General features: G+C 57.3%; 13 protein-coding genes. 10 read left to right on the top strand and 3 right to left on the bottom strand.

What is annotated here, in order from left to right; translation table 11 throughout:
- Window positions 1-6: 6 nt before the first annotated feature.
- The gene (locus ABLV52_RS11670) at window positions 7-2,730 is read right to left on the bottom strand and encodes a cation-transporting P-type ATPase (RefSeq protein WP_348890408.1); all 2,724 of its coding nucleotides are present in this window, start codon (window positions 2,728-2,730) and stop codon (window positions 7-9) included.
- Between the two features lie 501 nt (window positions 2,731-3,231).
- Between ABLV52_RS11670 and ABLV52_RS11675 the strand changes: the two genes are divergently transcribed.
- Window positions 3,232-3,480, top strand: coding sequence for a DUF1158 domain-containing protein (locus tag ABLV52_RS11675; protein WP_002893037.1), 249 nt, complete (start codon window positions 3,232-3,234; stop codon window positions 3,478-3,480).
- A gap of 17 nt (window positions 3,481-3,497) precedes the next feature.
- Here ABLV52_RS11675 and ABLV52_RS11680 read toward each other — a convergent pair whose 3' ends face one another.
- Both ABLV52_RS11680 and ABLV52_RS11685 read right to left on the bottom strand, forming a co-directional pair.
- Window positions 3,498-3,839: a RamA family antibiotic efflux transcriptional regulator gene (locus ABLV52_RS11680; protein ID WP_004202492.1), complete on the bottom strand. Its 342-nt coding sequence runs from the start codon at window positions 3,837-3,839 to the stop codon at window positions 3,498-3,500.
- A gap of 30 nt (window positions 3,840-3,869) precedes the next feature.
- Complete coding sequence (locus tag ABLV52_RS11685; protein WP_348890409.1) at window positions 3,870-4,985, bottom strand: MBL fold metallo-hydrolase; 1,116 nt, start codon at window positions 4,983-4,985, stop codon at window positions 3,870-3,872.
- A 179-nt stretch (window positions 4,986-5,164) separates the two neighbouring features.
- Here ABLV52_RS11685 and ABLV52_RS11690 point away from each other — a divergent pair, with 179 nt between their 5' ends.
- The 9 genes from ABLV52_RS11690 to ABLV52_RS11730 all read left to right on the top strand — a co-directional run bounded on the left by ABLV52_RS11690 (window position 5,165) and on the right by ABLV52_RS11730 (window position 11,778).
- The gene (locus ABLV52_RS11690) at window positions 5,165-5,749 is read left to right on the top strand and encodes a TetR/AcrR family transcriptional regulator (RefSeq protein ID WP_023288732.1); all 585 of its coding nucleotides are present in this window, start codon (window positions 5,165-5,167) and stop codon (window positions 5,747-5,749) included.
- Window positions 5,746-6,114 carry an MmcQ/YjbR family DNA-binding protein gene (locus tag ABLV52_RS11695; RefSeq protein ID WP_004202487.1) on the top strand — a complete coding sequence of 123 codons (369 nt, stop codon included), beginning with the start codon at window positions 5,746-5,748 and terminating at the stop codon, window positions 6,112-6,114. The genes ABLV52_RS11690 and ABLV52_RS11695 overlap by 4 nt, the downstream gene beginning before the upstream one ends.
- A gap of 119 nt (window positions 6,115-6,233) precedes the next feature.
- Entirely contained in the window at window positions 6,234-6,887 is a 654-nt protein-coding gene (gene nfsB / locus ABLV52_RS11700; protein WP_023288731.1) for an oxygen-insensitive NAD(P)H nitroreductase, read from the top strand.
- A 248-nt stretch (window positions 6,888-7,135) separates the two neighbouring features.
- Window positions 7,136-7,570 (top strand): PTS sugar transporter subunit IIA, encoded by a 435-nt coding sequence (locus ABLV52_RS11705; protein WP_004099989.1) that lies wholly within the window; start codon window positions 7,136-7,138, stop codon window positions 7,568-7,570.
- The gene (locus tag ABLV52_RS11710) at window positions 7,563-8,033 is read left to right on the top strand and encodes a PTS sugar transporter subunit IIB (protein ID WP_023288730.1); all 471 of its coding nucleotides are present in this window, start codon (window positions 7,563-7,565) and stop codon (window positions 8,031-8,033) included. The genes ABLV52_RS11705 and ABLV52_RS11710 overlap by 8 nt, the downstream gene beginning before the upstream one ends.
- A 14-nt stretch (window positions 8,034-8,047) precedes the next feature.
- Window positions 8,048-8,791 (top strand): PTS mannose/fructose/sorbose/N-acetylgalactosamine transporter subunit IIC, encoded by a 744-nt coding sequence (locus ABLV52_RS11715; protein WP_004183295.1) that lies wholly within the window; start codon window positions 8,048-8,050, stop codon window positions 8,789-8,791.
- A gap of 2 nt (window positions 8,792-8,793) precedes the next feature.
- Window positions 8,794-9,648 (top strand): PTS system mannose/fructose/sorbose family transporter subunit IID, encoded by an 855-nt coding sequence (locus tag ABLV52_RS11720; RefSeq protein ID WP_004099982.1) that lies wholly within the window; start codon window positions 8,794-8,796, stop codon window positions 9,646-9,648.
- Window positions 9,649-9,665: 17 nt separating this feature from the next.
- Window positions 9,666-10,727 (top strand): SIS domain-containing protein, encoded by a 1,062-nt coding sequence (locus ABLV52_RS11725; protein WP_064157790.1) that lies wholly within the window; start codon window positions 9,666-9,668, stop codon window positions 10,725-10,727.
- Window positions 10,728-10,791: 64 nt separating this feature from the next.
- Window positions 10,792-11,778, top strand: a complete 987-nt coding sequence (locus ABLV52_RS11730; protein ID WP_004202478.1) for an SIS domain-containing protein — start codon at window positions 10,792-10,794, stop codon at window positions 11,776-11,778.
- Window positions 11,779-11,820: the final 42 nt, after the last annotated feature.

Here is an 11,820-nt window from a genome sequence, read left to right on the forward strand (position 1 = left end):
GATCGATCAGGCCGTTTTGCGGAACCGGCGCGTCAGACGCTTCTCGACTTCCACCACCAGGAACATGGCGATGCCGATGACCAGGGTGACAAACCAGTAGCGCAGCGGCAGCGCTTCCGTGCCAAACATGCTCTGCATCAGCGGGACATAGATAATCACCAGCTGCATCAGCAGCAGGACACCGGTCACCAGCCAGATGCCTTTATTGCGCAGCAGGCCCATGCTCAGGGAGAAGTTGTCGCTGCTGCGGCAGTTGATCATGTAGACCCACTGCGCCGTCACCAGCATCTGCAGCAGCACGGTGCGGATAAACTCCGGACTGTGGCCGCGCGGCGCCAGCCAGGCCTCAAGGATAAAGGCGGCAATCGCGATCATCGACCCGACGAAAGCCACCCGCCACACGGCGAAACCATCCATCACGTGCTGGCCGGTTTTACGCGGCGGGCGGTTCATCACGTTGCGCTCCGCGGCCTCAAAGGCCAGGCCGAAGGAGAGCGTCGCCGACGTCGCCATGTTCATCCACAGGATCAGCACCGGGGTCAGCGGAATCATGTTCCCCGCCAGCAGGGCGATGATGATCAGCAGCCCCTGCGCCAGGTTGGTCGGCATGATGAAGAGGATGGTCTTCTTCAGGTTGTCATAGACCCGACGGCCCTCTTTTACCGAGCTGGCGATGGTGGCGAAGTTATCATCGGTCAACACCATGTCAGCCGCCTCTTTGGTGACTTCGGTGCCTTTGATGCCCATGGCGATACCCACGTCGGCCTGGCGCAGCGCCGGCGCGTCGTTGACGCCGTCGCCGGTCATGCCGACCACTTCGCCGTTATCCTGCAGGGCTTTCACCAGGCGCAGCTTATGCTCCGGGCTGGTGCGGGCAAAGATGTCGTACTCCACCGCCGCCTTCGCCAGCGCCGCATCGTCCATGTGCTCCAGCTGGTAGCCGGTCATGGCCTGGCTGCTGTTGGTGATCCCCAGCATCTGGCCGATGCTCATCGCCGTCTGCGGGTGGTCGCCGGTGATCATCTTCACACGGATGCCGGCGGTCTGGCAGGCGTGGATAGCGTCAATCGCTTCCGGACGCGGGGGATCCATCATCCCGGCGATGCCGAGTAAAATCAGTCCCTCCTGCAGGTCCTCATGGTTCAGCGTGGTGGCATCAACGCTGGCCGGCTTACAGGCCGCCGCCACCATGCGCAGCCCCTGACGGGCGAAGCGCGCCATCTCCTCTTCCCAGTACTGCGCCTCGAAGGGCACCGCGCCCTGGCGGGTCATCTGCTCGCGGCACATGGCGAAGATAACGTCCGGCGCACCGGTGATCAGCACCCGGGCGTCGCCATCGATGTGCTGCAGCGTCGACATATATTTGTACTGTGAGTCAAAAGGGATCTTGGCCACCAGACGGGCCTCCACCGCCGGGAGCTGTGCTTTCGCCGCCAGCACCTTCAGCGCCCCTTCGGTCGGCCCGCCGGTGATCCCCCACAGACCGCGCTCATCCTGGGTAAGCTGGCTGTCGTTACACAGGTCGATGGTGCGCAGCCAGGTCTCCAGCACGGTACCCGGCTGAACCTGCACGGGCTCATCGCTCCCCTCAAGGAAGATCCGCCCCTGCGGCTCATAGCTGTCGCCTTCCACCCGGTAGCAGCAGTCGGCGGTGATGATCGCCTTGACGGTCATTTCGTTCATCGTCAGGGTGCCGGTTTTATCCGAGCAGACCACGGTCATGGCGCCGAGGGTTTCCACGGTCGGCAGCTTACGGATAATCGCCCGCTTGCGCGCCATCGTCTGGACGCCGAGCGACAGAATAATCGAGATGATCGCCGGCAGCCCCTCCGGTACCGCAGCCACCGCCAGGCTAATCAGCGACAGCAGCAGTTCGCCCATCGGGATGTCCCGCAACGCGAGGCTGAAAATAAACAGCGCCACCATCATGGCGAGGATAATGACGAAAATCGCTTTGCCGAGCTTATCCATCTGCACCAGCAGCGGGGTGCGGTGCTTCTCAATGCCCGCCATCATCTGGTTGATATGGCCGAGTTCGGTCTGCGCGCCGGTGGCGGTCACCACGCCGACGCCGCCGCCGGCGCTGACGGTGGTCCCGGAGAAGACCATGTTCACCCGGTCGCCCAGCGGCAGGTCGCCCTCCAGCGCGTCGGTGATTTTATCCACCACCGTCGACTCGCCGGTGAGGATCGCCTCTTCCACCCGCAGGTTGTGCGTTTCAATCAGCCGCATGTCCGCCGGCACGCGGTCGCCGGCGCGCAGGATAACGATATCCCCCGGAACCAGGTCGCGCGTCGGGATAGTCTCATGTTTGCCGTTACGCTGGACGCGGGCATCGCTGGAGAGCATGTTGCGGATCCCCTGCAGGGATTTTTCGGCGTTGCTCTCCTGGATATGGCCGATCAGGGCGTTAATCACCGTCACGCCAAGGATCACCAGGGTATCGACCCAGTGACCCATGATGGCGGTGAGCGCCGCGGCGGCCAGCAGCACATAAATCAGTACGTCGTTAAAGTGGGCGAGAAAGCGCAGCCAGGCCGGTTTTCCCTTCTTTTCCGGCAGCGCGTTCGGCCCGCAGGTATTCAGGCGCTCAGCGGCGTCTGCGGAACTTAACCCAGCGGCCTGGCTTTTGGTCTGCGCCAGCACTGCGTCAACGGTCTGCTGCCAGACCTGCCGTGGCGCGGTGTCGCCCGAGGGCGTCGTAAACTTTGGGTTATTCATCTTGGTCAAATTACATTTTCCTTATAAATTCCGTGAGTCGGAAAGCCTGAAATCATTCCTGGCCAATGCAATAAAAGGTGGCGAAAAAGCCGATAAAAATGTGAACCATTACAAGCCTAAATTTTTCGCAAAATAAAAAATATGTGGTAAGTTAATTCCACAAACCAACTATTACAGAATATTAATAAACCAAAACTAAACGAGGTCAAATATGTTTGGAATCTACCGCGGACGCCGTCTGGCGCTGTACATCCTGCTGGCCATCATCGCTGCCACGCTGGTGGGGTATAGCACTTATAGTTTTGTAAAAGCGCTGGCATAATAATGACGTTAATTTACAAGCAACGGGTTTTAATTTAATTACAAATTATTTCAGATTTATTAACATGAGAAGACAACGCAGGCAATAATATTAAAAAGAGACGCATTAAGGCGAGTAAAATACAAAGCATATTGCGTTAGGTGTTATTTTGCCGGACAATATGTTTTTTAACTGATGATTAACATGACATGAAACATCCGCTGGAAACGCTCCTCTCCGCCGCCGGGATCTTATTGCTGGCCCTGCTCTCTTGCCTGCTGTTGCCCGCGCCGTCGCTGGGCCTGACGCTGGCGCAAAAGCTGGTTGAGACATTCCATATGATGGATCTCAACCAGCTTTATACCGTGCTGTTTTGTCTGTGGTTCCTGGCGCTGGGCGCCATTGAGTATCTGGTGCTGCGCTGGGTGTGGCGTCGCTGGTTTTCCCTCGAACGCTAAATCAGGAAGGGCGCGCCTCAGTGGGCGCGGCTGTGGTTCTCTTTACGGTAGGCGCCCGGCGGCAGATTGAAGGTCCGGGTGAAGACGCGGGTAAAGGTCTGCTGTGAATCGAAGCCATACTTCAGGCAGATATCGTAGACCCGCTGATCGGTGTCGCGCAGATCGCGGGCGGCCAGCAGCAGCTTCCTTTCGCGTATATAGCGCCCCAGGCTCTCCCCTTTATACTGTAAAAACAGCCGTTGCAGATGCCATTTCGAATACCCGGCATGGCGAGCGATATCATCAATACGCAGCGGTTGATGCAGGTTGTCATCAATCCACTCGACGATAGTGTCAATCACCTGAGCGGAAATCGTCATATGCTCTCTCCTCTGATGCTGCACTGGCGCTTAGCGCCACCAGGCGTTAAATGATTGCGTCTTATCGGCGACCCACACCGGCTCGCCCTGCACAGGCGTCAGCAGACGCCAGCCCCTTCCTTCGCTGGCAGCCGCCAGCCGTTGATACGGTTCATCCCAGCTGTGTTTCGCCAAAACGAATCGTCCTGCATGCCCAGGCAGCACCGCGCGAGCGCGCAGGTCGTCAGCAGCCTGAGCCGTTTCATCCGGCATCATGTGGATATATTTCCAGTCCTGGTCATACTGTCCGTTCTCCATGATCGCCAGATCGATCGGACCGAACTCATCGCCTATCGCTTTAAAGTGCGGCCCATACCCGCTGTCGCCGCTGTAATAAATCTTTTGCTGCGGGGTAACGAACAGAAAACTGGCCCACAGCGTCTGGTTGCGCTTCAGCCCACGGCCGGAAAAGTGCCGCGCCGGCAGGACGTGGACGGTGAGCTCGTCGCTAACCGGAATCGCCTGCTGCCAGTCCGCTTCGGTAATCAGCGCCCCGTCCATTCCCCAGTAGCGCAGGTGCGACCCAACCCCCAGCGGCGTAATGACCCGCTTAATTTTCGGCAGCAGAGCGCGGATGGTGGCGTAATCCAGATGGTCGTAGTGATCGTGGGAGACGATCAGCAGATCGATCTCCGGCATCCCTTCCGCTCGCCACGGATAATCGCCGGGGAAGGCTTTATTGATAAAGGAGAACGGCGCCGCGTAATCGCTGAACACCGGGTCGATCAGGATGCGTTTTCCCGCCAGCTGCAGATACCAGGAAGAGTGGCCGAGCCAGACCATCACGTCCTGCCCGAGGGGCAGCGTCGCCAGATCGGTTTTCACCAGCGGCAGCGGCTGCGCGGGACGGGCGTTTTCCCGTTTGGTCATCAAAAAATCCCACCACGCCGCCAGCATATTTTTCTGCCCGGTGAATCCCGGCGTGGGCAGTTGGTTATGGAACTGGCCGTCCCGGTAGTGGGGAGACGCTTCCACCTGGTTAAGCTGTGCCCCCTGCGGCGCCTTACCAAAACCGGCATTGAGGACAAACGGCAATGTCGTTGCTGCTGCGAGTAACATGATGGCGACCACGCTGAAAGTGACACGGTTCATATCCTGACCAGACAAAAGCCCCCATCCCGGAGGCTTTATGATATAACTTGATTATGAGTGAGTACGCACTCATTATTAGGAATGTGATGAAAGTCGTCAAGACGATTTTCAATTTTTGCGTTCCGCCGTTGCAGCGACCTGGTCAGACGTGCAAAGATCGGCGGTTTGTTTAAACCTGCGTGAGGAAAAATGTAGTGGCTCGTCCAAAGAGTGAAGATAAAAAGCAAGCGTTACTGGAAGCTGCCGCCGCGGCTTTCGCCCAGTCCGGCATCGCCGCCTCAACGTCGGCCATCGCCCGCAGCGCCGGGGTTGCCGAGGGGACGCTGTTTCGCTATTTCGCCACCAAGGATGAGTTGCTCAACGAACTGTACCTCGCCATTAAGCTGCGCCTGGTCCGGATGATGATCGCCGGGCTGGATCCGGACGAAAAGCGCCCGAAAGAGAACGCGCGCAATATCTGGAACAGCTATATCGACTGGGGCGTGCGCAACCCGATGGAGCACAAGGCGATCCGCCGGATGGCGCTCAGCGAGCGCATCACGGACGAAACCCGCCGCCAGGTGAAAGAGAGCTTTCCGGAGCTCAACGAAATGTGCCAGCTGTCGGTGAAAGAGATATTCCTCAGCGAAGCGTATCGCGCCTTTGGCGATGCCCTGTTTCTGTCGCTGGCGGAAACCACTATCGAATTCGCCAGCCACGATCCGCAGCGCGCCCGGGAGATTATCGCCCTCGGCTTTGAAGCCATGTGGAACGCCCTGCATGAGGCGGACGCCAAATGACGCCGGAAACGCTGCACCCCTGCGCCCACCGTATCGCCCTGACCTACCCGTTTACCGAGCACTGCTGGCCCTTTGGGCCGGAGTACGACGTGTTTAAGGTCGACGGCCGCATCTTTATGATCACCATGACCATTCGCGGCCGGGCGCTGGTCAACCTCAAGGCCGAGCCGCAGAAGTCGCTGCTCAATCAGGAAATTTATCGCAGTATCGAACCGGGCTACCATATGAACAAGAAACACTGGATCACGGTGGTGCCGGGGGACGACATCAGCGAGGATCTGCTGGCCGAGCTGATTGACGACTCATGGCATCAGGTGGTGAACAAGCTGAGCAAAAAAGCCCAGCAGCGCCTGCGTCCGCGCTGATTTTCAGCCAAACGCGATAAGTGTTATCGCATTTTTCACCCTTATCATTTGGCGATCTTCGCTGTACTCTTCCTCTCCTGAACGCACCGGTAAGGTGCTGTAAACTGTGAGGAAGAGTTATGGATATCGTATCGGTCGCTTTGAAGCGCTATTCCACCAAGGCCTTTGACGCCACGAAAAAGCTGACTGCCGGGGAAGCGGAACAGCTGAAAACGCTGCTGCAGTACAGCCCGTCTAGCACCAACTCCCAGCCGTGGCACTTTATCGTCGCCAGCACCGATGAAGGGAAAGCCCGCGTGGCGAAAGCCGCCAGCGGTACCTACGTGTTCAACGAACGTAAAATTCTCGACGCCTCGCACGTGGTGGTGTTCTGCGCGAAAACCGCGATGGACGACGCCTGGCTGCAGCGCGTCGTGGATCAGGAAGAGGCCGATGGCCGTTTCGCCACCCCGGACGCAAAAGCCGCTAACCACAAGGGTCGCACTTTCTTTGCCGATATGCACCGCAAAGAGCTGAAGGATGACGATCAATGGATGGCGAAGCAGGTGTATCTCAACGTCGGCAATTTCCTGCTGGGCGTAGCAGCGATGGGTCTCGACGCCGTGCCGATTGAAGGGGTTGATTTTGCGATCCTCGATGAGGAATTTGACCTGAAAGCCCAGGGCTACACCAGCCTGGTGGTGGTCCCGGTCGGCCATCATAGCGTTGAAGACTTTAACGCCTCCCTGCCGAAGTCGCGTCTGCCGCAGTCGACGACGATTACCGAGATTTAATTCCCTTCTGCCGGGAACGCCCGGGCCATGGCGCAGCAGCGTCTCGCCCGGGACTTTCTTCCCCCACTCTTTCCCCCTCTTTTTCTGCCGTTTGTGCCAGGTTTCTGGCGCTAATAAGCCCGCTTGTGCCAGGAATAACGCCTTTAGTGTGAACCAGCCGCTTTAATTAATTGATAAATAATATTTTTTATTTCTGGCACGCCCTTTGCTCTTAACAGATACCGCTATCTGGATGAAGGAGAAACCGGGTGAAACATATCTATGTGGCCAGCCACGGCCATTTTGCTCGCGGACTGGTGAACAGTTTGTCGCTGCTGATTGGCGACGAACACGGCGTTATCCCGGTCTGCGCCTATGACGAAGATATCGTGACCACCGAACAGCTGGAGCAAACCCTGGAGCATCTCATCGTCCAGGCGAATGGTGATGAAGTGGTGATCTTTACCGACCTGCTTGGCGGCAGTATCAACAATAGCGCCGTGAGCGTCTTGATGCGTCATCGTAACGTTTTCGTGGTCGCCGGCATCAATCTGACTCTGCTGCTGGAGTTTCTGCTGTGCGAAGAAGCCACTACCGAGGCCGCGATTGTCTACGCCACCAGCGCGGCGCGTGAATCCATTGTTTTCATCAACCCTCTACTAACACAACCATCCTCTGACCCACAGGGAGAATCTCATGATTAAACTCGTGCGCATTGATTATCGGCTGCTGCACGGCCAGGTGGTTTTTGCCTGGACCCGAGCGCTGGATATCGACCATATCATCGTCGCTAACGCCAAAGCCGCGGCGGATGCCTTCATTACGATGTCGCTTAACCTGGCCAAGCCGGCGGGCGTCACGCTGGACATCGCCACCGTTGAACAGGCGGCGGAAAAGCTTAACGGCGGCAAGTTGGATCATAAAAAAGTCATGGTGGTCCTTGGCAATACTGCTGAAACCCTCGCGCTGGTAGAAAAAGTCCCGGGAATTAGCGCAATTAATTACGGCGGTCTGCCACAGAAGGAAGGGGCAAGACAATTCGGCAAGGCCATCTATCTGACCGAAGAGGAAATCGCCCATAGCAGAGCGCTAAAAGAAAAAGGCATTCGGCTGGAGATGCGTCAGGTACCCGCCCACTCGGCTGAACTCCTTAACGACCAACTTTAACTTCGGAGGTCACTATGTTGCTCACCGCAACGTTACTCGGACTGATTGCCGCCCTGGGGATCCTCGATGGCCGCCTGCTTGGGGTATCGATGATCGACCGGCCGCTGGTGATGTGCGCCCTCACCGGTCTGGTCTGCGGCAATCTGCATGAGGGGATTCTGATTGGCGCTACGCTGGAGCTTATTTTCCTCGGCAACGTCGCCATCGGTGCCGCGCACCCGCCAGATATCGTGACCGGCTCCGTACTGGCGACCGCGTTTTCGATCATGTCCGGCCGCGGTCCGGAGGCTGCGCTCACCATCGCCATTCCTGTTTCAATGCTGGCGCAGACGCTGGGCATCCTGGTGCGCGTGGTGAACGCCCGCTTCGGTCATCTGGCGGATCGCTATGCGGCACAGGGTAATACCCGAATGGTCGGCCTGATGCACCTCGCCGGTCCGACGCTACTCTATTTTTTAAACGGATTTCTACCGGTTTTTTTCGCCATCCTGCTTGGCTCTTCGGCGGTAAGCTGGTTCCTGGAGGCCATTCCACCGGTGATAACCAACGGATTGATCGTCGCCAGTAAGATCCTGCCGGCGCTCGGCTTCGCCCTGCTGATCAGCATGATGCTCAGCAGCAAACTGATGCCGTACCTCGGTCTGGGATTTCTGATAGCGGCATATACCAAACTGGATATCATCGCCATCGCGCTATTCGCCGTGGTGTTGGCTTTTATCATCAGCCAGTTTCTTAATCTTAAGCAGCAGGAGAGCTAATCATGAGTGAAATGACGCAGACCCTGTCAGGCGCCGCCCAGCCGCAAAGCGATGACGCAAGCCGGGTCACCGCTCGGGATTTACGCAGCGTGTTCTGGCGCTCCTTTACGCTGCAGGGCTCGTGGAACTACGAGCGCCAGCAGCATATGGGCTACGCCTTCGCAATGTCGCCGGCCCTGAAGCGCATCTATCAGGACCCGACGGAACTGGGGCGCGCCCTGCAGCGCCATCTGGTGCTGTTTAACACTACGCCGCACCTCTCCACCTTTATCTTCGGCTTGTCGATCGCTATGGAAGAGGAGAATCAGCGCAATCCGGAATTTAATGAAGAATCAATAAACGCGATTAAAACCAGCCTGATGGGGCCGCTGGCGGGTATCGGTGACTCCATATTCTGGGGGTCATTGAAGGTGATTGCCGCCGGGATGGGGATTTATTTCGCCCAGCAGGGCAGCCTCCTGGGACCGATAATGGCGTTGTTAGTTTATAACCTACCGCATCTGTTGTGCCGCTGGTATGGGCTGAAGCTCGGCTATCGGGCTGGCACCACCTGGCTGATGCGGATTTACCAAAGCGGACTCATGGATCGGGTCACCTATATCGCGTCAATCGTTGGCCTGATGGTCGTCGGCGCGATGACCGCCAGTATGATAGATATCACCACCCCGCTCAGCTTCACTGCCGGGCAGACGACCATGAAGGCGCAGGAGTTTATCGACAAAATACTTCCTTCTCTGCTGCCTCTGCTTTTCACCCTTGGGATGTACAAGCTGATCCGTAAGGGAGTCAACATCAACTGGATCCTGTTAGGCACCATCGCGTTTGGCATGGCGGCCAGCGCGTTAGGCCTGCTTTAAAAAGAGGAATATTACCCATGCACGTAGAAGACTATATGAATGAAACCCCCGCTCGCCTGCTCGCTATGCTAACGCAGACGCGGGAAGATCTCTGGCAAGCGGCGAAAGCGCTGGCGGATCGCGGGATCTCTCGAATCATCCTGACCGGTTCCGGTACGTCTTACCACGGCGCGCTGACCGCGCGGTCGTTTATGCAGCAGTGGTGCGGCATCCCGGTCGATGTGTACTGGCCCTTCCTGCTGGACGAGACGGCTCTATCCCTCAGCGACAAAGCGCTGGTCATCGGCATTTCTCAGGGAGGCGGTAGCCTCTCTACTCTCGCCGCAATGGAGCGCGCCCGGGCAGCCGGGCACCTTACCGCTTCCATGGCCGGGGAAGCGCCAGCTGCCATCGACCAGGCGGCAGATTTGATCCTGACGGTCCCCTGTGGAGAAGAGCGCGCCGGCGCCAAAACCAAAGGGTATCACTGCACCATACTCAACCTGATACTGCTTGCGCTTGCCGTCGCCAGTCGCCAGCAGCGCCTGAGCGATGAGGAGCGCAAGGCGCTACTCGTCCGCATGGAGAGGACGTTCAATCATTTGCCGACGCTCATTGAGGCCTCGCAGGCGTGGGTTCTCAATCACGCCCGGCCGCTTATCGACAGCGCGGACATTCGCCTGACCGGTCCGGCAGGGCTGTTTGGCACCGTTCAGGAAGGTGCGCTAAAGATGCTTGAAACGCTACGCTGTCCGGTTGCCGGTTACGAATTTGAGGAGTTCATCCACGGGATCTATAACGCCTTCGACGAACGCTCTACCCTGATCATGCTCGATCCGTTTCCCGATGAGCGTCAGGATCGCCTGGCGGAAATACTTGGCGGCTGGACTCAGCATATTTATCGCATTGGTCCACAAGTCGAAAATAACGGCAAAAATATGCCCTTCGCATTTATTAACGATTCCGACTTTGCGATCTTTGAATATATTATTCCGTTACAAATGGTTTGTGCCCGACTGCCGCCAGTGAAGGGCATCGATCCCGCAATACCGAAGGATCCGCAGTTCCACCAGAAAATGAAAAGTAAACAACCCAATTAATTGACGCATAGTAAAAGTTATCCGCTATTCAGCGGAGGACCCGTTACATCCCAAGGAGACCAATATGTCTATAGCTCATAAAAACGCACATACTATTATTCGCGATATTTTATCTAAGCAGCACATTGAGCGGGTATGGTTTGTCGGCTGCGGTGGTTCATTAACCGGTTTCTGGCCGGGGAAATATTTTCTCGATTGTGAAGCGAAAAAGCTGGCCGTCGGCTATGTGACCAGTAATGAATTTGTCCACGCGACGCCGAACGCGTTAGGTAAAAACAGCGTAGTGATCCTAGCCTCGCAGCAGGGCAACACCGCTGAAACGGTGGAAGCCGCCCGCATCGCGCGTCAGAAAGGCGCCGCCACTATTGGACTGGTATATACCCCCGGCACGCCGCTGTGCGAACACAGCGATTACACTATTGAATACTGCTGGGCGCGCTATCCCGAAACCGTCGATCCGACGCAGCAAAAAGCGGCATACAGCCTGTGGCTGGCGCTGGAAGTGCTTGCGCAAACTGAGGGATACGCCCATTACGATGAGATGGTCAGCGCCTTTGCCAGTTTTGAATCCGTGGTACGCGGCGCTCAGCAGCAGGTTCAGGCGGATGCGCGCCATTTTGCCGAAGCCTGGAAGAGCGAAAAGGTCATCTACATGATGGGCAGCGGCCCCTCATTCGGCGCCGCGCATCAGGAATCCATCTGTATTCTGCTCGAGATGCAGTGGATTAACTCCGCCAGCATCCACAGCGGCGAGTATTTCCACGGCCCCTTTGAGATTACCGAAGCGGGAACGCCGTTTATTTTATTAAAAAGCAGCGGCCGCACCCGCCCGCTGGATGACCGCGCGATCCGCTTTATCGAACGTTACCAGGGAAAACTGCAGATTATTGACGTGGAAAAGGTGGGAATCGACACACTGCACGCCAGCGTGCGCGAATATTTCTGCGGCCTGCTGCACAACTGCGTACTGGATGTTTACAACCTGGCGCTGGCCACCGCCCGCAACCACCCGCTGACCACCCGCCGCTATATGTGGAAAGTCGAATATTGATTCGCTAACCGCCTGCCAGCCCCGGCGTAATTCTCCGGGGCT

Source organism: Klebsiella sp. GB_Kp056, from assembly GCF_040064755.1.
In the GTDB taxonomy this organism is placed as follows: Bacteria; Pseudomonadota; Gammaproteobacteria; order Enterobacterales; family Enterobacteriaceae; genus Klebsiella; species Klebsiella quasipneumoniae.

Coding starts and splice junctions, on each gene's coding strand:
- ABLV52_RS11715 (WP_004183295.1), top strand. CDS start 8,048: ATGTTGCTCACCGCAACGTTACTCGGACTGATTGCCGCCCTGGGGATC.
- ABLV52_RS11710 (WP_023288730.1), top strand. CDS start 7,563: ATGATTAAACTCGTGCGCATTGATTATCGGCTGCTGCACGGCCAGGTG.
- ABLV52_RS11730 (WP_004202478.1), top strand. CDS start 10,792: ATGTCTATAGCTCATAAAAACGCACATACTATTATTCGCGATATTTTA.
- ABLV52_RS11725 (WP_064157790.1), top strand. CDS start 9,666: ATGCACGTAGAAGACTATATGAATGAAACCCCCGCTCGCCTGCTCGCT.
- ABLV52_RS11695 (WP_004202487.1), top strand. CDS start 5,746: ATGACGCCGGAAACGCTGCACCCCTGCGCCCACCGTATCGCCCTGACC.
- ABLV52_RS11680 (WP_004202492.1), bottom strand. CDS start 3,839: ATGACGATTTCCGCTCAGGTGATTGACACTATCGTCGAGTGGATTGAT.
- ABLV52_RS11720 (WP_004099982.1), top strand. CDS start 8,794: ATGAGTGAAATGACGCAGACCCTGTCAGGCGCCGCCCAGCCGCAAAGC.
- ABLV52_RS11675 (WP_002893037.1), top strand. CDS start 3,232: ATGAAACATCCGCTGGAAACGCTCCTCTCCGCCGCCGGGATCTTATTG.
- nfsB (WP_023288731.1), top strand. CDS start 6,234: ATGGATATCGTATCGGTCGCTTTGAAGCGCTATTCCACCAAGGCCTTT.